Source organism: Cytobacillus oceanisediminis, from assembly GCF_003182355.1.
GTDB classification, from domain to species: domain Bacteria; phylum Bacillota; class Bacilli; order Bacillales; family Cytobacillaceae; genus Cytobacillus; species Cytobacillus oceanisediminis_A.
This window is the reverse complement of record NZ_QGTW01000001.1, coordinates 277,786-298,202: the sequence shown is the minus strand read 5'-3', so window position 1 is coordinate 298,202 and position 20,417 is coordinate 277,786. Positions and strand designations below refer to the sequence as shown.

18 protein-coding genes, 1 other RNA gene and 1 pseudogene are annotated in these 20,417 nt (G+C 41.5%); 15 read left to right on the top strand and 5 right to left on the bottom strand.

Features of this window, described 5'->3' with window-relative positions; all coding sequences use genetic code 11:
* Positions 1-136 precede the first annotated feature (136 nt).
* The 8 genes from proB to DFO73_RS28960 all read left to right on the top strand — a co-directional run bounded on the left by proB (position 137) and on the right by DFO73_RS28960 (position 10,505).
* The gene (proB, locus tag DFO73_RS01475; protein WP_110063013.1) at positions 137-1,258 is read left to right on the top strand and encodes a glutamate 5-kinase; all 1,122 of its coding nucleotides are present in this window, start codon (positions 137-139) and stop codon (positions 1,256-1,258) included.
* Positions 1,258-2,487, top strand: a complete 1,230-nt coding sequence (locus DFO73_RS01470; RefSeq protein ID WP_110063012.1) for a glutamate-5-semialdehyde dehydrogenase — start codon at positions 1,258-1,260, stop codon at positions 2,485-2,487. Before proB ends, DFO73_RS01470 begins: the two co-directional genes overlap by 1 nt.
* A 301-nt stretch (positions 2,488-2,788) precedes the next feature.
* Entirely contained in the window at positions 2,789-4,486 is a 1,698-nt protein-coding gene (locus DFO73_RS01465; protein WP_110063011.1) for a sigma-54-dependent Fis family transcriptional regulator, read from the top strand.
* A 221-nt stretch (positions 4,487-4,707) separates the two neighbouring features.
* Positions 4,708-5,700 carry a 2-keto-3-deoxygluconate permease gene (locus tag DFO73_RS01460; protein ID WP_110063010.1) on the top strand — a complete coding sequence of 331 codons (993 nt, stop codon included), beginning with the start codon at positions 4,708-4,710 and terminating at the stop codon, positions 5,698-5,700.
* Between the two features lie 13 nt (positions 5,701-5,713).
* Positions 5,714-7,021, top strand: a complete 1,308-nt coding sequence (locus DFO73_RS01455; protein WP_110063523.1) for a four-carbon acid sugar kinase family protein — start codon at positions 5,714-5,716, stop codon at positions 7,019-7,021.
* The gene (pdxA, locus tag DFO73_RS01450) at positions 7,008-8,012 is read left to right on the top strand and encodes a 4-hydroxythreonine-4-phosphate dehydrogenase PdxA (RefSeq protein ID WP_110063009.1); all 1,005 of its coding nucleotides are present in this window, start codon (positions 7,008-7,010) and stop codon (positions 8,010-8,012) included. The genes DFO73_RS01455 and pdxA overlap by 14 nt, the downstream gene beginning before the upstream one ends.
* A 624-nt stretch (positions 8,013-8,636) precedes the next feature.
* Complete coding sequence (locus DFO73_RS01440) at positions 8,637-9,875, top strand: ATP-binding protein (RefSeq protein ID WP_110063008.1); 1,239 nt, start codon at positions 8,637-8,639, stop codon at positions 9,873-9,875.
* A gap of 537 nt (positions 9,876-10,412) precedes the next feature.
* On the top strand, positions 10,413-10,505 hold the full coding sequence (locus tag DFO73_RS28960; protein WP_219993412.1) for a putative holin-like toxin: 93 nt from the start codon (positions 10,413-10,415) through the stop codon (positions 10,503-10,505).
* Positions 10,506-10,541: 36 nt separating this feature from the next.
* On the opposite strand, the pseudogene DFO73_RS01435 reads toward DFO73_RS28960, so the two are convergent.
* From DFO73_RS01435 to DFO73_RS01430, 3 genes and pseudogenes are all read right to left on the bottom strand, one after another.
* Positions 10,542-10,871 (bottom strand): annotated as a pseudogene (locus DFO73_RS01435) (redoxin domain-containing protein); the annotation flags it as partial.
* A gap of 15 nt (positions 10,872-10,886) precedes the next feature.
* Positions 10,887-11,054: a hypothetical protein gene (locus DFO73_RS28395; protein WP_181395879.1), complete on the bottom strand. Its 168-nt coding sequence runs from the start codon at positions 11,052-11,054 to the stop codon at positions 10,887-10,889.
* A gap of 245 nt (positions 11,055-11,299) precedes the next feature.
* Positions 11,300-11,473, bottom strand: coding sequence for an aspartyl-phosphate phosphatase Spo0E family protein (locus DFO73_RS01430; protein ID WP_110063006.1), 174 nt, complete (start codon positions 11,471-11,473; stop codon positions 11,300-11,302).
* A 269-nt stretch (positions 11,474-11,742) separates the two neighbouring features.
* On the opposite strand from DFO73_RS01430, the gene DFO73_RS01425 reads away from it, so the two are divergent.
* From DFO73_RS01425 to DFO73_RS01410, 4 genes are all read left to right on the top strand, one after another.
* A complete protein-coding gene (locus tag DFO73_RS01425) occupies positions 11,743-12,597 on the top strand; it encodes a glycerophosphodiester phosphodiesterase (protein ID WP_110063005.1) in 855 nt (284 codons plus the stop codon).
* 528 nt (positions 12,598-13,125) lie between these two features.
* Positions 13,126-14,388 carry an L-lactate MFS transporter gene (locus tag DFO73_RS01420; protein WP_110063004.1) on the top strand — a complete coding sequence of 421 codons (1,263 nt, stop codon included), beginning with the start codon at positions 13,126-13,128 and terminating at the stop codon, positions 14,386-14,388.
* Between the two features lie 437 nt (positions 14,389-14,825).
* The gene (locus DFO73_RS01415) at positions 14,826-17,186 is read left to right on the top strand and encodes an FdhF/YdeP family oxidoreductase (protein ID WP_110063003.1); all 2,361 of its coding nucleotides are present in this window, start codon (positions 14,826-14,828) and stop codon (positions 17,184-17,186) included.
* A 691-nt stretch (positions 17,187-17,877) separates the two neighbouring features.
* A complete protein-coding gene (locus DFO73_RS01410; protein ID WP_110063002.1) occupies positions 17,878-18,759 on the top strand; it encodes a LysM peptidoglycan-binding domain-containing protein in 882 nt (293 codons plus the stop codon).
* Between the two features lie 15 nt (positions 18,760-18,774).
* Here DFO73_RS01410 and DFO73_RS29565 read toward each other — a convergent pair whose 3' ends face one another.
* Positions 18,775-19,104: a CBO0543 family protein gene (locus DFO73_RS29565; RefSeq protein ID WP_309043008.1), complete on the bottom strand. Its 330-nt coding sequence runs from the start codon at positions 19,102-19,104 to the stop codon at positions 18,775-18,777.
* Positions 19,105-19,344: 240 nt separating this feature from the next.
* Here DFO73_RS29565 and ssrS point away from each other — a divergent pair.
* A non-coding RNA gene (gene ssrS / locus DFO73_RS01400) (6S RNA) lies at positions 19,345-19,541 on the top strand.
* Positions 19,542-19,615: 74 nt separating this feature from the next.
* Here the strand turns inward: ssrS and DFO73_RS01395 are convergent.
* Positions 19,616-19,891, bottom strand: a complete 276-nt coding sequence (locus DFO73_RS01395) for a YqhV family protein (protein ID WP_110063001.1) — start codon at positions 19,889-19,891, stop codon at positions 19,616-19,618.
* 159 nt (positions 19,892-20,050) lie between these two features.
* On the opposite strand from DFO73_RS01395, the gene DFO73_RS01390 reads away from it, so the two are divergent.
* Positions 20,051-20,263: a hypothetical protein gene (locus DFO73_RS01390; RefSeq protein WP_110063000.1), complete on the top strand. Its 213-nt coding sequence runs from the start codon at positions 20,051-20,053 to the stop codon at positions 20,261-20,263.
* Positions 20,264-20,274: 11 nt separating this feature from the next.
* The gene (locus DFO73_RS28390) at positions 20,275-20,415 is read left to right on the top strand and encodes a hypothetical protein (protein ID WP_181395878.1); all 141 of its coding nucleotides are present in this window, start codon (positions 20,275-20,277) and stop codon (positions 20,413-20,415) included.
* Positions 20,416-20,417 lie beyond the last annotated feature (2 nt).

The window sequence follows — 20,417 nt, the reverse complement described above, 5'->3', positions numbered from 1 at the left end:
CCTGCGCAGTGCAGCCCGCAGGCTTAAGAGGCACCCGGACAGCCGGTGTTCGCTGAGCGCCTGCAGCGGAAATCAACATCAAAGGTTTAACATAGCCTATTTTAAAAAAGGGCTGGAGATTAGGGGGTGGCAAGAAATGAAGAAGAAGAGAATCGTAGTAAAAATAGGCAGCAGTTCGCTGACAAATACGAATGGCGGTCTTTGCATTGAGAAGCTTCAGGAGCATGTGGCAGCACTTGCGCGGCTGAAGAAACTTGGGCATGAAGTGATATTAATCTCATCAGGTGCGGTAGCGGCAGGCTTTGCGGATCTTGGCTATCCTTCGCGTCCGGTAACCATTGCCGGAAAACAGGCAGCTGCCGCAGTTGGTCAGGGGCTTTTGCTGCAGGGCTATACGGAGGAATTAAAAAAACATGACATTGTTGCCGCTCAGTTATTGCTGACAAGACAGAATTTCCTTCATAAAGAACAATATCAAAATGCCAACGCTACCTTGTCGGAGCTTTTAAAGCGTAATATCCTGCCGATTATCAATGAAAATGATTCTGTTTCTGTCGAAGAGTTGGCGTTCGGGGACAATGATATGCTGTCGGCATTGGTCAGCGGACTGGTTCAGGCACGGCATTTAATTATCCTGACCGATATCAACGGCATCTATGATTCAAATCCGAGAACAAATTCTCAGGCTAAAAAATACAACTTTATTGGTGAAATTTCGGAGGATATGATGAAGGCTGCTTCAGGATCCGGCTCTAAGGTGGGAACCGGCGGGATGGTGACGAAGCTGGAGGCAGCCCGCACAGCATTGGCTTTGGGTGTGCAGGTGTTTATCGGTGTGGGAAGCGGACCGGCTAAGCTAATTGAAATTCTCGATGGCAAAGGGGATGGAACCTATATCGGCAATGCCGCTCAGGCGAGTGTGAAGACATCGAAGCAGTGGCTGGCGCTGCATTCAGTTCCAAACGGAAAAATTGAAGTCGACCAGGGTGCTGCTCAAGCGATTTTAAGACAGGGAAAAAGCCTTCTGCCTGCAGGTGTCACCAACATTACTGGCCACTTTTTGGTTAATGATGTGGTGGAGGTTGTTGGTCCGAAAGGAGATATCATCGGGAGAGGCCAAGTTAATTTTTCATCTGATGAATTAAGTGAAATTAAAGGGTTGCCGAGTGCTGAAGCCATGCTGATTGCCAATAGTGACCGCAGTGTGGTCATCCACCGCGACCAATGGGTAAGCCAACAAAGGAGGGGGACGAGATAATGGAATTAATTCAAAAAGGGGAAAAAGCACGGAAAGCAGCAGCTTTATTGGCGAAAATGACAACCGCGGAGAAGAATCATGCACTTGAGTTGATATCCAGCCAGCTGATGCAGGAGAAGGATTTTATTTTATTGGAAAATGAAAAGGATCTTGCTGCTGGAAGAGCAAGCGGCATGAATGATTCCTTGCTGGATCGGCTAAGGTTGAATGAAGCACGTCTGCAGGATATGGCTGATGCATTGATTCAGTTGACAGTGCTGAATGATCCAGTGGGAGAGAGTTTGGCCGAATGGGAGCGCCCGAATGGACTTTCGATTTCGCAAGTCCGTGTTCCGCTTGGCGTAATCGGCATGATTTATGAAGCGCGTCCTAATGTGACGGTCGATGCATCAAGTCTGTGTTTGAAAACAGGCAATGCTGTATTGCTGCGCGGAAGTTCGACGGCGATTCATTCCAATAAGGCGATTGTCGAGGTCATTCATCATGCATTAGAAAAAAGCGTCCTCCCTGTTGATGCAGTCCAGCTGATTGAGGATACCAGCCGGGAAACGGCTTCTCAAATGTTCAAGCTGAATAAATATCTTGATGTGCTGATCCCACGCGGCGGTGCAAAGCTGATTAAAACGGTTGTAGAAAATTCGATCGTGCCTGTTTTGGAAACAGGAGCAGGCAATTGCCATGTTTTTATTGATGAAAGTGCTGATAAGGAGATGGCGATTAACATTGCGCTAAATGCCAAAACTCAGCGTCCGTCTGTGTGCAATGCATGCGAGACGATTCTGGTTCAAAAAGAGTGGGGAGCATTGTCTGAGCTTGTGGCTGCACTGCAGGAAAAAGGAGTATCCATTCATGGGGATGAGAGAGTTCAGGGAGAGCGGATCATTCCGGCCACCGAAGAAGACTGGGCGACGGAATATCTTGGCTTGGAAGTCGCTTTGAAAGTGGTAAACAGTCTAGATGAGGCAATTTCGCATATTAACCTGTACGGTACCAAACACTCTGAAGCAATCGTTTCTGCTAACCTGGAGAATGTTGAAAAATTTCTCAATGAAGTAGATGCAGCCGCGGTTTATCACAATGCATCAACCCGCTTTACCGACGGATTCGAGTTCGGATTCGGCGCGGAAATCGGCATCAGCACCCAAAAGCTTCACGCCCGCGGACCAATGGGGCTGCAGGCCTTAACTTCGACCAAGTACATCATCAAGGGGAATGGGCAAGTAAAATAAAATCCCGGGCTGCTATTCATAAAAAGGTACTAATTCTGGCAAATAGAAGAACTTGAGTCTATATGTCTGCGTTAAAAATTTATTTATCCGTATCTTAAAATTTTTATCAAGTATAGAAAAATCGCTATTAAAAATGATTATATTTATTTTCATTTAAAAGGATTTTTTATATACATTAACATTATGCCCAGATTGATTTCTCTTCTGGGCTTTTCATTTTGCAATAAAAGCTTTAAGAAGTCTTTCCTATTTTATTGGTGTGTCCTATTAATGAATGGTAAGATAAATTCAGGTGAATGTGATGAAAATAAAAACGTTATTTATTGCTCCTTATCCTGCAATGATTCCTCTAATAGAGGAGTGCAGGGGAATAGAAGAGGATTTGGATATTAAGATTGAAAGTGGAAACTTAGGACATGCTCTTCCTTATGTGAAAAACGCGGAAGCTGATGGAACTGAAATGATTATCAGCCGCGGGGGTACTGCAAAACTAATTGAACAGGAGACGAGCATTCCTGTTATTGATGTTCAGGTATCGGGGTATGATATGCTGCGGGTTTTAACCTTGGCCAATGACTTTCCAGGCAAAAAGGCTATTGTTGGGTTTTCGAACATTACTCTCGGTGCGAAGACGATAACAGATATTCTGGATATAGGGATTGAGGTTTTCACGGTAGCAAAGGAAGAGGAAGTTGAAGCGCTGGTCTTTGATCTGAAATCCAATGGCTTTGAACTAATAATGGGTGATGTGGTTACAGTAGAAGCCGCAGCTAAATTTGGGCTTGAGGGAATTCTCATTCAGTCGGGCAGAGAAGCGATTTTCGATTCATTTTACAAAGTGAAATCGGTATATCATTCTTTTAGGAAAAAACAAATGGAAAACGAGCTGCTTAAGGCAATTCTTAAGGTGAACACGGAAAACATTCTTGTTGCTGACAGCAAGGGAGATATAGTATTTGAGCAATGGAATACGTTCTCTTCCCCCCCGATCCAAACAAGCCAATTGTTAACTCTGGTTCATCGGATTGAAAGCCCTAACTCTGTGGTGACAATGAAGGGTATAAAAGAAGAAGTGCTTAAAATTCGGATTTCCAATCTGCAAATTGGGGATGAGAGCTTTACCCAGTTTGTTATTTCAGAGCTTGAAAGTGAGAAACATGCCTCTTCTTATGTGAAGATCGAGGCAGTTCCTCAGCTGCCCATGATTATACAAGAGAGCGAGGCTATGAAGGATTGTCTGGCGTCTGTTTCTGGAAACAATAACCGCAATTTTTGGGTTTTGATCGGAGCAGCTGGTACAGGAAAGGGTTTAATAGCACGGTATATCCATTACTTAAGATACCAGGGAAACGGGCTATTTGCGTCTTTCCATGCGAAGGAACATAGGAAGATGTCTGATGGATTTGATAAAGACACCCGTACCATTTTTATTTATGGGGCCGAAGAAACCTCTTCTAAGGAAAGAGCCGAATTGGTAAAGCATTGTAAACAATGGAATCAGGCTGGCAAAGATGTCATCCTTTCTCTGTACGCTGAAACAGAAGATTTTTATTCCGCCATTTTTGATGACCAAGCCAATCGTGTCTATATACCTTTATTAACTGAACGCAAGGAGGATATCAGGCCAATGACTGCTTATTTTATCGCAAGTTTCCATCAGCAATTGGGAACTTCTGCGGTAAAGATTAAGGAAGAAGCCATTGAACTTTTGGAGCAATATCACTGGCCTGGGAACGCTGCAGAATTAAAAACCTTTCTGTATGACGTAGTGACTGCAGAAAAGGGATATACCATTAGAAAAGAAACAGTTGCCAAACAGCTTGAACGAAAGAAGCAGCGTCCAGTTCAAATTGATGAAGGCCTGTTAACAGGAACCCTGGACCAAATCGAAAAACGTATAATTGAAGCAGTTATGGAAGAGGAAAACCAAAATCAAACAAAGGTGTCCAAACGGCTGGGCATCAACCGTTCCACATTATGGAGGAAGCTGAAACAATAAAATTCAGCTTCTTTTTTTGTGGATTTATAAATCTTTTTTTGACGGAAGTTAAAGTAAAATGATCTGTTTTAAAATGCAGCAGTTGAACGAGTTATAAAAAATACCAATCTAATATTCTTAAAAAAGTGTTGTATTTTGCATTGAAAGCGTTTAATATAAAACTGTAATCGTTTTCAGTAACTGTTTAATATTGAAACATAAATAAAGGGGATGTTAAAATTATGAAGATTAAAGCAACTCTTGAGCGAATTCCTGGCGGTATGATGGTTGTGCCGTTGCTAATTGCAGCAATACTAAATACGTTTGCGCCTAATTTGCTTCGCATAGGGAATTTTACAGAAGCATTGTTTGTAAACGGTGCCTCTACATTAATTGCTTTATTCCTATTATGCACGGGTGCTCAAATTAACGTGAAATCTTTTGGGGTTTCTGTAGGAAAAGGGGCAACTCTATTAGCAACTAAATGGGTAGTTGGAGCGGCCTTTGGGTTAATCGCTTACATGTTTGCAGGCGAAAATGGATTATGGCTTGGCTTGGCTCCAATTGCGATCATTGCAGCCATGACAAACAGTAATGGCGGTTTATTCGTAGCGCTTGTCGGCCAGTACGGCAGCAAAGAAGACCGTGCAGCCTATTCATTGCTTGCTTTGAATGACGGACCTTTCTTAACAATGGTAGCTCTATCAATCTTTGGGGCAATGGGCTTCGTTGACGGCATGTTCTCGTTGCAATCATTTATCGCTGTGCTGCTTCCAATTTTAGTTGGGATGGTTTTAGGTAACTTAGATGAAGAAATGCGAGTGTTTCTGGATAAAGGAAGCTCTATGTTAATTCCATTCTTTGCTTTCGCCCTTGGTATGGGAATCGACTTTGGTGCGATTGTTGAAGGCGGATTATCAGGTATCATTCTTGGGCTATTAACAGTATTCGTAACTGGTACAGCCGGGTATCTAGTGTTTAAAGCGCTTAAGTGGAATCCAATCGTAGGTGCAGCTGAAGGGTCAACTGCCGGAAATGCTGTAGCAACTCCTGCTGCCATCGCAGCTGCAAGTGCTGGCTTTGCCCAGTATGCGGAATTGGCGACGGTCCAAGTAGCGGCATCCACTGTTACAACAGCAATCCTGCTTCCTCTCTATATAGCGTTCCTAGTTAAACGTCTAGAGAGAAAAGGCTACGAATTCAAAGAGGGAAACATCATGAAAGTTAATGGCTAAGGATGTGGTTCTTGTGTTGAAAAAAATTGGAATCATTGCAGATGATTTTACAGGTGCAAATGATTCAGGAGTACAGCTGGCGAAAAAAGGGCTGACTGCAACCGTTATGTTAGATTTTACAAAGAGAAATATTCAATCTAATCCTGACGTCTTAATTGTTGATACCGATAGCCGCGCTAAGACACAAGAAGAAGCATATGAAGCAGTGGAAGAAGCTGCTTCTCTTCTTTTTGAACAGGGCTATGGCCATGTATATAAAAAGGTGGATTCAACATTAAGAGGAAATATCCCGGCTGAGCTTGCGGCGCTTGAAAAGGTGTATAATCCGGACATAATCGTGATTGCGCCTGCATTTCCAAAGATGAAACGCACGACAGTTTCAGGCCATCATTATGTAAATGGCGAACTGATTACCGAAACAGAATTCGGAAAGGATCCGAAGACACCGGTAACGGAAAGTTATTTGCCTGATATGTTAAAAAAGCACGCTGGACAAGATCCGGCATTGCTTGACCTGGAATTGCTCCGCGGTGAAAAAGCGCCAATTCTTGATTTTATCGAAAATGCCCTTTCTGCGGGTAAGAGCTGGATTGTTTGCGATGGTGAAAGGGAAGAGGATCTGCAGTTAATAGCTGAGATTTTCACAAGCTTGCAGAAGAGGATTATCTGGACAGGGTCTGGTGCATTGGTTGAATATTTGCCTGATGCGCTGAAACTGACTTCCCAGAGCGAGGGACGACATGATGGATTTAACGTGGAAAAAACACTGACAATCTCCGGAAGTTTATCTCAGGTGACAAAAAAACAGCTTTTACAAATAAGGTCACTTGAACAATCCTATTTTGCAGAAATCGATTCTGTTCAATTGGTGAATAATACAATTGATATAGAAACAATCATTTCGGGGATTCGTAAAAATGATGATAAAAAGCATATCGTTGTCTATGTGGATTCGTCCGATCAGAACCGCCAGGCAGCCAGGCAAGCTGGTGAAGCACTTGGTTTGTCTATAAAGCAGGTTGGCGAAAGAATTGCAAAGGGACTCGGGCAAATTGCAAACGAACTTGTAACTGACTTCCCGGAGATGAACGGCCTGATTTTAACAGGCGGAGACATAGCTAAGGCAGCTTGTTTAGCATTGGGTATACAAGAAATGGAGCTTCATTCAGAAGTAGAGGCGGGACTGCCTTTTGGACGGTTGAGCAGTAAAGAAAAAAATTATTGGGCAGTAACAAAAGCCGGCGGATTTGGAAACGAACAATCCCTGGTGAATGCTATACATTATATGACAAGAAAGGTTGAGTACTATGAGTCAAACTAAACCAGTAGTAGGCATAACAATGGGGGATGCAGCAGGTGTTGGGCCAGAAATTATTTTAAAAAGCCTTGCAAACGCTGAAATGTATGAAATCAGCAACCCGCTTGTCATTGGTGATAGTAAAATTCTTGAGCGGGCTAAGTCATTTGTTAACAGCAAGCTTTCTATTAAGCCTGTAAAAGCAGAACAGCTGAACGAGATTTCTTATAAGCATGGAGTCGTTCATTGTCTTGACTTGAACCTTTTGCCTGCAGATCTTCCTATCGGGCAGGTATCTCCTGAAGCAGGACATGCTGCTTTTGAATATTTGGCTGCAGCGATTAATATGGCAAAGGAAAAACGCATTGATGCCATCTGTACGGCACCATTAAATAAGGAGGCCCTGCAAAAAGGAGGCCACATGTATCCTGGCCATACAGAAATTTTAGCTGATTTGACCAATACAAAAGATTATTCCATGATGCTTTCTGCGCCAAACTTAAGGGTTATTCATGTCACTACACATGTTGGGATCATTGATGCCGTAAAAATGATTAACCCTGAGAGAGTTTATCACGTGCTGAAGCTTGCGCATAATACACTTCAAAAAGCGGGGATTGAATCACCCAAAATTGCTGTGTGCGGAATCAATCCTCATGCAGGTGAAAATGGCCTTTTCGGATATGGAGAAGAGGAAGAAAAAGTCGTTCCTGGTGTCGAAAAAGCACAGGCAGAAGGCATTAATGCAATTGGACCGCTTCCTGCGGATACATTGTTTTTCAGAGCTGTCCGAGGAGACTTTGACATAGTCGTAGCCATGTACCACGATCAAGGCCATGGACCTGTTAAAGTGTTAGGATTGGATGCAGGTGTTAATATTACAGTCGGTTTACCGATTATCCGTACAAGTGTAGACCACGGTACAGCCTTTGATATTGCTGGAAAAGGAATTGCAGACGAAAAAAGTTTAATGGAAGCAATGCGCCAGGCAGTGGAACTTGCTCCTAAGAATTAATTAGCCTATTTTAAAAACCCATCCCTATCGGATGGGTTTTAATGTACATATTGGCGGTTCGTGTATTTGTATACTTAAGTGATATAATGATATAAAGTCTTTTTGGCAAACTGCTTAGCATGCTGGATTTGGCCTTGTGGCTATCCTTTTTGTTTTCTTTTATTATGACGATTTTTAAAGGAGAATTTAAAAATATCCACTATGCAAATCCCATTAATCGATTTGGCATAGGAACTTGGGTGGCAGGGACCTCGATTTGCGGAATCATTGTTTTTAAGCAATTTGGGGATAGCTATCTGGTCAAGACTCTTGCCTTATAGAGAGTAATACATTATTAAGTATTCAGGAAGCTGTATTATATCTGGGGATATGGATTATCCTTGCTCTTTTCCTAATAGAGCTGTTCCTGAGTTTGCACTTCTTTAAGAAAAGCCATGATCAAGCCCCTTTTCAAATCCAGAAAGAAAACAATTCATCCATGTAAAAAAACAGCCTGCCCCCAAGTTGTATAGTAGGCAGGCTTTTTGATTTAGGGAGGGATTAGAATTTTTTCAGAAATTATATTCTTCTGATTAATTTGATGCTAATATAATATACAAATAAATTTAGATAATAGAGGACTTTATGAAGAATCGACTGGGTCAAATTTTATTGGTGCTTATTTCTATAATGTTCACTGCATATCAATCCATTTTTTCTAATGAAGCATTTATAACAATCGACTTTTTTATCTTTACCGTCATTGCCTGGTTTGTGGGATGGCAATTTGATAAAAGCAGATACTATGGGAAAAAAGCCAGGGAAAGTGAAAACAGCTATAAATTATTATTGGAATCAATGCCAGTTTCCGTTCTTATACATAAGGATAATAAAATCTTATATGCAAATTCATCTTCAGTATCTATGCTAGGGGCTAAAGATAAGCACGAATTAATCGGAAGGCCGATTTTGGACTTTATTGACCTTGAATATTTAGGCCGCTACCAGGAAAGATCCCAGCATATAAAAATAGAAAAAACTCTCCTGAATAATACGGAATATAAGATCAAGCGGTTAGATGGAAAAATGAGATATGTTGAAGTGTCTTCATTATATGTGGATTTTGAAGGAAGCCAGGCTATTCTTTCCATAGGGGCAGATATTTCAGACAAAAAAGCGGAAACAGAACAGCTGCTTCAAAAATCAGAGAAACTTGCACTGTTGGGGCAAATGGCTGCCGGCATTGCACATGAAATCCGCAACCCGCTTACTTCCATAAAAGGCTTTGTACAGCTGTTCAAGTCCAGCACCCAAAAAGAAGAATATTTCGATATTGTGCTATCGGAACTTGACCGCATAAATGGAATTGTCGGTGAATTCCTTGTGCTGGCCAAACCGACTGCAGATATCTATTCATCACAAAACATTAAAATATTAATTAACGAAGTAATTACACTGAGCAATACCCAATCAATCTTGAACAATGTCCAAATCTTTGCAGAATATGATCCGGAATTGCCATTGATCATTTGCGAGAAAAACCAGTTAAAACAAGTGTTTTTAAACATTATTAAAAATGCAATTGAAGCAATGCCCGATGGTGGCGAAATTGAAATAAAAGTAAAGAATGAAACAGAAAAGACTGTTTCCATTCAATTTATTGACCAGGGAGTTGGCATTCCTGTAGATCGAATTCCAAGCCTTGGCGAGCCTTTTTATACAACAAAAGAGAAGGGCACCGGGCTGGGCCTTATGATTTGCTACAAAATTATCGAAAACCATAATGGACGGCTGTCAATAGACAGCAAAGTGGACGAGGGGACAAAAATTGAAATTGTTTTGCCGGCGGAACAGCAGGCTGGGATTAAAAACGAAGCGATTTAACTTTAATTTTTACCTTCATATTCCTGATTATCAAATTGTGCTGCCATAGACTATTGCCGTGAAGAATAAACGCTCTTTCTCGTAGATTGTTGTTTTGGCTTATAAATTCGCCCGTTGATTTCAGCACGGGGCACTTGCTTTCCGCGGGGAGCGATGCGAGCCTCCTCGGCTTCGCCTGTGGGGTCTCAAACTTCCCTCACTTCCCGCAGGACATTGAATAATCATCCACGAATAAACACCGCACGAAGAAAATGCGGATGCATTTTCGAGGATCAAGTGCCCTCCGCTGCAATCAACTCAGTTAGATTAACTAAGTTTGCCGGTGAAAAGCAACAAACTTTACGAAAACAGCAAAAATAAAAAAGGGTTTGGAGCAATTCCAAACCCTTTTTCTATGCCATTTTCAAAGACTAATGTTTTGATTCGGATCATTACCTTTCCTTTAGGCCTTTTGTACGGATATCCAATTAGGAACTTTTCCCGAGTATAGGACAAGTTTGATTCCGGGAAAGCTGAAGGTAAGGAGGCGATGTATGAATGGGTACCTTTGAAGTGTTATCTCTGATGATCAGTTTCGGTATGTTTGTAATCGCCATGCTCCAATTTAAAGATAGAGACAGGGATTCCTGAGCACGCTGCTAAGCGTGTTTTTTTTGTACCCAAAATTTAATTGGATAACTTATCATATTCTTCTTTTATTTCTTTGGCCGTTTTATCGATTTCTTCACCCCAGTGGTCATTGACGGTATTAAACGCGACATTGCCCTTTGTATCCATTAAGGCGTATCCTCTATAAGCTGTATCACCGTTTTTCATGTCAGTTCGTTCAATCAATTCCATATTAGGGTCTGATACGAACGGGAGGCTATGCCCCATTTTTTCTTCAAGTGCATTATACAGCTCAAGCTGCTGCTCGGGCTGGTCATTGCTGACGATATACATGTTTACGTCCATGCCTTCTAATTTATCCATGTTCTGATGCAACTCGACCAGTTGCTGTTGACAGAGTCCTCAGGTGTATGTGGTGATAAAGAAGAAGAGGGCTGGCTTGTCCTGCGGAAAAGTTACTTCATTGCTATTCTGATCTTTTAAGGTAATAGGGTCTTCGGCTTTATCCTGACCACATGCAGTCAGGACAAGAAGAACGATGGCCGCTAAAAGCATAAGTTTACTTCGCATAATATCTCCGTTTCCTTGTAAAGTTTTATGTAAATGCTCTTATCATTATGGCAATCTTTTTATCTTTTCTCAACTAAGATGCACTTTAAGTTCAGGAAAAAGGAGATAACTGGGATGCTGATATAGATGGAGTTCATTAATGAACACGAATAAACGTGCAGTCATAACAAACACACTCCTTATTAAAAGAGTGTGCGTTTTTTGGATTATTTAACTAGCAGTTGCGTAAAAAATGGGGGGACGCTCTAGAGGATGTATTTGCTTCGCTGTACTTTATAGATAAGCTGATCGAGCTTTTCACTGTACATGAGCGTTTCTGGATGTGACAATCCCTTTCTTTTTCCAACAGAAATCATCTTTTGTCGCAGGTGATCGATTTCAATATAAAGTTGTTTTATAGTAGTCGAAGTTGTGGTCATATACTCGGCTCCTAATCCGGGGATTGATAAAATACTATATTCTATTATCGACAAATTAAACTGTAAATAAACGGATTCGACAAAACTTATAAAAACATTACAATCTTCAACAAAAGCAGCATTTAGCATGAATGGCCTATGCCATTTTACGCACATTAATATTCTTGTAATCTATTATTCTTCCAGTTTTTACATCAGATTATAATAGACTTAATACTTCGTCTCTATTCTTAATATGTAATGAATTATAGACATAGGAGATGGGGAATTTGAAAAAGAAAATGATTTCGGCGATTGGTGCAGTTGTAATTGGTCTTAGTGCTACTGTTGGGGGAGGAGCGGCGATGGCGGAAGATAAGTATAAAGAAATCGTGAATGTTTCGCACCGCGGCGCGTCGGCTTATGCACCAGAGCATACGATGGTTTCCTATGAAATGGGAGAAAAAATGCATGGTGATTATATCGAAATTGACCTGCAGATGACGAATGATGGGCAGCTGATTGCGATGCATGATGTAAAGGTTGACCGCACTACAAATGGTTCGGGGCTCGTAAAAGATTTTACCCTTGAAGAAATCAAGCAGCTTGATGCCGGCAGCTGGTTTAATGAAAAATATCCGCAATTCGCTAATCCGGAATATGAAGGTTTAAAGGTGCCAACACTTGAGGAGGTTTTTCAGAAGTTCGGCAAAAATAAGAGCTATTACATAGAAACAAAGTCACCGGATGTGTACCCTGGCATGGAAAAAGAGCTTATTCGCCTTGTCGACAAGTATGAAATCAACAAAGAAAAGCTTCTTGTTCAGTCATTCAGCGCGGAAAGCCTAAAAGTGATGCATGATTTAGATCCATCTATTAAACTGGTTCAATTACTCTCTTATAAAACGAATGCAGCGATTACCGACGCAGAAATTGAAGAGATGAAGCAATATGCAATGGGTGTTGGCCCGAACCATACTTATCTAAATGAAGAATATGTACAAAAGGTCGTGAACAGCGGACTTGAATTGCATCCCTATACAGTCAATGACAAGGAAAGAATGCAGCAGTTGATTGATTGGGGTGTAACCGGCATGTTCACAAACTATCCTGATTTGCTTCATGAAGTGAAGAAGGGGAAATAATTAAAGAATGGCTCTGGTGATTTTTCACCGGGCCATTTTTTGGTACTGGAAAAGGGTTCCGTAATAGAGCTGCTAATATATCCTGTAAGTTACTAATAAAATGCACAATGTTGCTAATATAAGGTCTTTTGCAGAAAAAGTGAAAACGGTTTCCCAACTTCACAATAGTGAAAAATTGATATAACAAAGTTTAAAAAGGACTTGAACAAGTTTTTTCAAAGTGATATGATTTTTTTGAAGTTAAGTTCATAAATCTGTCACATTTTGATTTGAGATAGCGAACCTGTCGTCGGTTAAAGTGTCACAAGATTTGAAAACGATTAACTGTTGGTCCTTAAGTAGCGAATCCTGCTTGATACTAACCGTCAATCTTTCTTCTGCATACCAAAAATGTGTATGCCGGAGAGATTGGCGGTTTTTTTATTTCAAGAAACTTTTCCTGTAACCGTTTTACTTACATAAACACAGGGATTGAGCTTCACAAGGTTCTTTTTAAAAGGGAGAACTATTTATTGAGGGGGAAAAGAAGTGAAAAAGACAAAAAATCGGTGGCTGATTGCCGCTTCAGCAGTGGGGATCCACATTTCAATCGGATCCGTTTATGCTTGGAGCAACTTCACCAATCCATTGATTGAAGAGTTTGGCTGGACATCGAAGCAGGTACAATTAACCTTTAGTTTGGCCATTCTATTTTTAGGGTTGTCTGCAGCCTTTCTGGGGCATTTCGTCGAAAAGCATGGTCCCAAAAAAGCAGGGCTGCTTGCAGCAGGATTTTTCGGAGCAGGAATGCTGGGCGCTGGCCTCGCGGTAAGCATGGGTTCATTGCCATTTTTGTACATAACCTATGGTGTGCTTGGCGGAATCGGATTGGGAGTCGGTTATATTGCTCCTGTATCCACATTGGTAAAATGGTTCCCTGACCGCCGAGGATTTGCAACAGGTCTTGCCATCATGGGATTTGGTTTTGCAGCAGCGGTAGCAAGCCCAATCATGGATACACTTATTAAATCTGTCGGCACGTCTAATACGTTCTATATTCTAGGTGCCGCGTACCTAATCATCATGACATTATCTTCTTTATACTTAGAAAGACCGCCTGAAAATTGGGCACCAGAGGGCATGAAGGAAAAAGCAAAAGCCGGCAAAATCAAAATCAAACAGGATTTGGCACAGTTAACAGCGAATGAAGCAGTAAAAACATCCCGTTTCTACTATTTGTGGATGATGCTATTTATCAACGTAACTTGCGGTATTGCGATCCTATCAGCCGCGAAGCCATTGGCACAGGAAAGCATCGGTTTAACAACAGCAGAAGCAGCAACGCTTGTTGGGGTTCTGGGCATATTCAATGGACTGGGCCGCCTTGCATGGGCATCCATCTCCGACTTTATAGGCCGCCCGAATACGTATACGATTTTCTTTGTATCCCAAATTGCCTTATTCTTGCTTTTGCCTCACACAAAGGAAGCGATGTTATTCCAAATCATGCTGGCAATTGTATATACGATGTATGGGGGAGGATTCTCATCTATCCCGGCATTCATCGGAGACGTTTTTGGAACGAAGCAACTGGGCGCCATCCACGGATACATCCTTACAGCATGGGCAGCAGCTGGCCTGGCAGGTCCAATGTTCGCAGCATGGATGAAGGATTCAACAGGAAGCTATGCATCCAGCTTAACAAGCTTTGCCGTACTTTTTGTTATAGCATTAGCCGTATCCATTTTAATCCGATTTGATATTAAAAAATTGCGCAAGAAAAATGAAGCCAATGAGCATTTAGCAAGTTAATTTTTATAAACAATTAGAAAGGTGTCCAGCTCCAGCGCCTAGCTTGAACAGGCTGTGCTGACTTCAACGTTCGCGACAGGACAAGGAATCTTCTGCAGCAAATGTTTTTTTCGAGGATTATCATATCACGACCGAAAGCGATAGCTTTTGGGAGGACGTGGCGGTTTTAAGTTGAAGTTTTTGAATTCAAGGCGCTGCCGCTTTTCTAATGGTCTGGCACTTGGCAGCGATCCTGCTAAAGACTAACCACCGCAGAAACTCGCATCTAGAAAAGAAGCCTGTTTCCGGTGGTTTTTCTTTTAAAGGGGCAATGCGGTCATGATTGCATTATTTACCCATATACAATACTAAAAAGCTAATTTAACCATCGAGAATTCAGAGAGATATTCTTTCTATTAAATAATAGGACTAAGCAATAAATCAAAGGAGTGTTACGAGTGGGAAAAACGAAACATCCAGGACCACAAAAGAAAAAGTCTATGCCAGATCCGAAGCATTGGGTAAGCCCTGTACCATTCGGACTCGGTAAAATAAAGCCGAAGCATATGAGAGATACAGCGAAAATCCTTTGGGAAAACAAAGATAATCTCGGTTATGCAACCAATATTTTAACAAAGGGTGTTTGCGACGGCTGTGCGCTTGGTGTATCCGGGCTTTATGACCAAACCTTGAAAGGCCCGCATGTGTGTACAACACGATTAAATGTTCTGCGTTTAAATACTGCAGGGGCCATTAAGCCTGAAATTCTGCATGCGGATATTGATGAGTTAAGAAAATATGACAGCACCGAGCTTCGGAAATTGGGACGCATTCCATACCCTATGATCCGCAGAAAGGGCGAGCGCAAGTTCTCAAGAATTACTTGGGATGATGCCATGAATATGATCGCAGAAAAAATGAAAGTGCTTGATCCCAAGCAGTATGCGTTTTATCTGACAAGCCGAGGGATAACGAATGAGTCCTATTATGTTGCAGGCAAAGTTGCCCGTTTCCTTGGCACAAACCATATTGATAATGCGAGCCGCATATGCCATTCACCTTCAAAAACAGCTTTAAAGCGTTCAATCGGAGTCGGCGCTTCCACAGCAAACTATCTGGACTGGATTGGAACGGATGTGCTCTTATTCTGGGGCAGCGTTGCGTCCAATAGCTCGCCGGTTTCATCCAAGTACATGCTTGAAGCGAAGAAAAACGGTACAAAAATCATTGTCGTAAACCCATATAAAGAGCCTGCAATGGATAAATACTGGATTCCTTCAAACCCGGAATCAGCGTTATTCGGAACCAAAATTGCGGATGATTTTTATCAGGTAAACATTGGCGGTGATATTGCGTTCATGCACGGAATCATGAAGCACTGGTTTGACATGGAAAAGGAGCAGTACGGATCTGCGATTAATCATTCTTTTGTGAACGAGCATGTGAATGGCTATCAGGAATTGAAGAAGAAAGTAAGGGAACAATCATGGGAGGATATTGTGGAATCCTCCGGTATCAGCAGAGAGCGCATGATTGAGCTTGCTGAGTTATTGGCTAATAGTAAAAATGCCGTTTATGCATGGGCACTGGGCTTAACTATGCACTCTTTTGCAACAGATAATATTTCACAGGTTGCCAACCTTGCATTGCTTCGCGGCCACCTTGGAAGAAAACATAATGGTTTAATGCCGTTTAGAGGCCATTCATCTGTACAGGGAAGCGGAGAAATGGGAGCGGATCCTTTCGTGCTTCCTGGCGGAGATTTCTACGGGGACAATTTTAACCGCATCCAAAACCTTTGGGGCTTTGAAATGCAAAAATGGCAGGGCGATATAGTCGGTGTAACCCTGGAAAATATTATGCTGCCTGAAGACCATGAACGCAAAATTAAGCTATACTATCTTTCCGGCGGTAACTTTCTTGAGACGATGCCTGATCCAGATTTCATCGAAAAAGCACTTTCTGAACTGGACATCCGTGTCCACCAGGATATTATTTTAAACACTTCCACTTTGGTTGACGCCAAAGAGGCTGTTATCGTTCTTCCTGCGAAAACACGTTATGAGCAAGAGGGCGGCGGAACTTCTACCTCGACAGAGCGCATGGTGTACTTCAGCCCTGAAATTGAGGGGAATAAAAATAAAATTGAAGAAGCCCGTGAAGAGTGGAAGATTTATATTGACCTTGCAAAACGCGTGAAGCCGGAGACATCTCATTTGGTTGATTTTAAAAATGCACAGGAAATTCGCGAAGAAATTGCGCTGGCAAATCCAAGCTATGATGGCATTCAGCATCTGAAGAAAGCGGGAGATGTCTTCCAATGGGGCGGAGCGTGGTTATGCGAGGACGGAATCTGCCCGACTCCGGATGGAAAAGGTCATTTAATTACCGTGGATATTCCTGACCTTGGCAAAAAAGAAGGACAGTTCATCGTTACATCCCGCCGCGGTAAGCAGTTCAACTCCATGGTGTACAAAGAGGTAGACCCGCTGAATGGAGCCGGCCGCTTTGATGTACTAATGAGCGCGGAAGATGCACATGAGTTAAGCATCGCTGAAGGCGAAGGAATTGTGCTCTATAATGGATTCGGCGTATTCCAGGGAAGAGCCAAATTTGTAGATATCGCCCGCGGCAACGTTGAAGTCCACTTCCCTGAAGGAAATTTCCTATTGCCAAGAGGCCGCTATGAAAAATTCGCCGGAATTCCAGACTACAATATTACTGTAACCCTGGAAAAAGCAGATCGATACAATGCCCGGAAAGATGTACAATATAATGAACGGCACCTTGCTGATGACGAAATTGATGCACCGGCATAAGAGGAAAGAGATGGCTTTGGGCCATCTCTTTTCTTTTATGTTGAAAAGTATTAGGGGGGCTGATTAACGACGAAAACGAAGGAGCAGCCGAAGAAAAGGTAGTTAATCGCAGGGATTAACGACGAAATGAAGCAACAGCTGGAGAAAAGGTAGTTAATCGCAGGGATTAACGACGAAAACGAAGGAGCAGCCAGAGAAAAGGTAGCTAATCATAGAGATTAACGACGAAAACGAAGCAGCAGCTGAAGAAAAGGTAGTTAAACAAAGAGATTAACGACGAAAACGAAGCAGGAGCCGAAAAAAAGGTAGTTAATCGGTGTTATGGAACTATTTTTTAAAGCGGGTCTTGCTATTCATATAATTTTTAAAGTCAATATAAGTCAGTATTACTCCCCAATAGCAGTTCTATAAAAAGTTAACCCTAAAAATAGCCTTGATCCCCGATATAAAAAAGCAATATAAATTTTTTATCTATGTGATAGAAAGTTTATCCCCATTATGCCCCGATATTTCTATGTTATAGGCTATGTCTTTTTACAGGTAAGCAGGCATTGTAGTTACCTTTTTTCAGAAACCACACGCTAATACTCATTTTAGGAGTAAGCCCAAATATGCCTTAATAAACAAAAATGGGCTTGTCTATCTGCGACATCCATTATTTCCCTTCGTCTATTGTAGTGAGGTGAAAATAATGAGGAAATTCAAACAGGTATTTACAGCAGGTATTATTTCTCTGGCGGTTATTTTTTCAGGGGGAGCAGTTCAGGCGGATCACAGCGGAGATAGAGAGGTGGCTGTGGTTGAGAAAGGGGATACTCTTTATGCGCTCGCAAAAAAGTATCATACGAGTATTGCCCGTATTTCAGAGCTGAATCATCTTGAGGGCACCACCATTTATCCCGGGCAGCGCCTGATTCTTTCAGAAGATGAGGAGGCGTATCATAAGATTATGGCTGGTTCTTTTAGTAAAAAAGAAAATGCGGCAAACCGAGTTAATTTTTTACTGAAAAAAGATATTCCAGCAGCTATGAGCACGGTAGTCTTCAATGGCAAAACGCATTACCGTGTACAGGCAGGTGCTTTTAAAAATCAGAAGAATGCCGAGAAGCAATTAAAAGCAGTGAAGAAAGCAGGCATAAAAGATGCTTACATTCTCGCTGAAGAGCCGCTTCATCTTTTCGGCTTAGCACTTGGTGATGCATATGATGACATCGAATCCAGATTGGGCGAGCCGAAAATGACTGAAACTTCCCTTAATATTAAAAGTCTTTATTACCAAAGTGATGGAGCCGGGGTTAAGGTGACGATGAATATGAAGGATGGCACCATTGGCAGTCTGGCAGTTTATCCGGAATATTTAAGTGAACGGATGTTTCCGGCAATGCCATTTACCAAGTCACAGGTTATAAAGGAATATGGCCAGGCAAATAAAAGTGAGGCTATAACTTGCTACGAATCAGCAATATGCGAGGAGTTAACCTATCAGCTTGATAATCATGAACTTAAAGTGCGAATTGACCGTGATGGTTCAACGGTTCAATTTATGGAGTTAACTAATTTAATTTACCGCTAATAGCCAGTCGGGGGTTCAAACGCCTCCTCTTTTTTTTAAGGCTGCGTTAAAGCTCACTGTTGGTTTTGGCACTTTGTTGATTCGAGGAATAAAAAGCCTTTTGTAAAAATGGAATATGTAACGTAATCCCAGAATAATAATGTGTATTCTTTTCAAGATAAGTTCTGCAAATGCCGAAGGAGCAGTAAAGAATAGGCATTTCAGCAAAATATCCGTTTTGCCGGAAGTTCTGGTTAGCTGATTGAAATAAACACAAGTTATTGGAAAAATAATATAGCTGAACAATACACTTACGTCAAAGGTTTTAAACAGATTTACCGGATATTTCAGGTATCCTTTCCGCAGCAGAAGATGATCGAGAAATGTGGCAATATAGTTTTTTAAAAAGAAGATAATGAGCCGGTCCTACTAGGGGGCTTTCTAATCAGATTAAAGAAAGCAATCGCAAATATAAATAAAAAATGTAAGAGATTTCTTTAAAACCTTCTGCCCAATTAAAGTCCAACCTGAAGTAAATCAGCGGGTTAAACGCTAAATAGCAAACATTTCTATTGAAATCAAGGCGAAATTATCTTATTATAATAAAACAAGCTGCATTGTACGTAATCATAATAAAGTTTTAACCTTTAAGCTGAAATAGGGAGTTTAACATTGAAACAGGAATGACAAGTCTCTGTCTATACGACAAGGAGGACACGCAGGAATGTTTCTGCGAACACCCACTTTGAGGAGTGGTGGTTTAAAACTTTCTTATAACCAGTTACGGCAAGGGCGGCTACATACTAACGTTATCAAACCAGTTTCCAATCGGGGGCTGGTTTTTTATAATGAAAAAAAGCCGCTTAGAGCGGCCGGTTTAATTGCTTTTAACACCATAGAGGATACACCCAACTCCGCCTAACACCCATAATATCTTAGTAAGAGAAACTTTGTCTGCCATGCCGGTCAGCCCTATGACAGTCGTAATCAGCAAGATCGGCGGTCCAACAAGGGCGAGCGAGCTATTTACAATAAGAGCTTTTTCAATATCATTAAATTTTATAATTAAAAGAGCCACAAAAATTTCAAGGCACCCTGAGATTATGCGCAGGAGCGCCATCCCGAGAATAGCCTTATCTAAAAAGAAAAACATACGAACCCTCCTAAAGCTTCCTGTCTTAATATATGTACAAACCCCCGCTAGCAGGACAGAATTTCCACTTTTCTTCAAAAAAATGCTTCATCTTCAGGGAATTCTTTAAGTTAATACGGGAATTATAAGCATAGATGGAATTTCTGAAAGGAGATTAGTATGGAGGATATAACCTTTTTTGTAAAAGAAGCAGTTAGTGAAGAGCCTATCCAGACCCTCGAAACCATTTTAATGGGAATGGAAGGGATCGAAAGGGCTTTGGTCGACATAGAGGATGGGGAAGTAAAGATTACATACAATGGAAGCCAAGTTGCTCAGGAACAAATAAAAAATAGAATTCAGCAGCATGGCTTGCATATCCTTGAACAATAGGAGGCCTGAATTTGGAAAAAGATCATACCAGCACAAAAGAGAATAATAAGCCTGAACCGGCCAACCGGGCTCTTCATGAGCATGGAAAAGAAGACAATTTAATTCAGTCTGAAAAAATGCGTTATAAAAATGCTGATGAGATTTATGAATAAAT

Bases quoted from the DNA above. Each gene is read 5' to 3' on its own strand.
- DFO73_RS01460 (WP_110063010.1), top strand. From the start codon at position 4,708: ATGAAGATTAAAGCAACTCTTGAGCGAATTCCTGGCGGTATGATGGTT.
- DFO73_RS01465 (WP_110063011.1), top strand. From the start codon at position 2,789: ATGAAAATAAAAACGTTATTTATTGCTCCTTATCCTGCAATGATTCCT.
- DFO73_RS01470 (WP_110063012.1), top strand. From the start codon at position 1,258: ATGGAATTAATTCAAAAAGGGGAAAAAGCACGGAAAGCAGCAGCTTTA.
- DFO73_RS01440 (WP_110063008.1), top strand. From the start codon at position 8,637: ATGAAGAATCGACTGGGTCAAATTTTATTGGTGCTTATTTCTATAATG.
- DFO73_RS28960 (WP_219993412.1), top strand. From the start codon at position 10,413: ATGGGTACCTTTGAAGTGTTATCTCTGATGATCAGTTTCGGTATGTTT.
- DFO73_RS28395 (WP_181395879.1), bottom strand. From the start codon at position 11,054: ATGCGAAGTAAACTTATGCTTTTAGCGGCCATCGTTCTTCTTGTCCTG.
- DFO73_RS01395 (WP_110063001.1), bottom strand. From the start codon at position 19,891: ATGTTTTTCTTTTTAGATAAGGCTATTCTCGGGATGGCGCTCCTGCGC.
- proB (WP_110063013.1), top strand. From the start codon at position 137: ATGAAGAAGAAGAGAATCGTAGTAAAAATAGGCAGCAGTTCGCTGACA.
- DFO73_RS01430 (WP_110063006.1), bottom strand. From the start codon at position 11,473: ATGACCACAACTTCGACTACTATAAAACAACTTTATATTGAAATCGAT.
- DFO73_RS01390 (WP_110063000.1), top strand. From the start codon at position 20,051: ATGGAGGATATAACCTTTTTTGTAAAAGAAGCAGTTAGTGAAGAGCCT.
- pdxA (WP_110063009.1), top strand. From the start codon at position 7,008: ATGAGTCAAACTAAACCAGTAGTAGGCATAACAATGGGGGATGCAGCA.
- DFO73_RS01410 (WP_110063002.1), top strand. From the start codon at position 17,878: ATGAGGAAATTCAAACAGGTATTTACAGCAGGTATTATTTCTCTGGCG.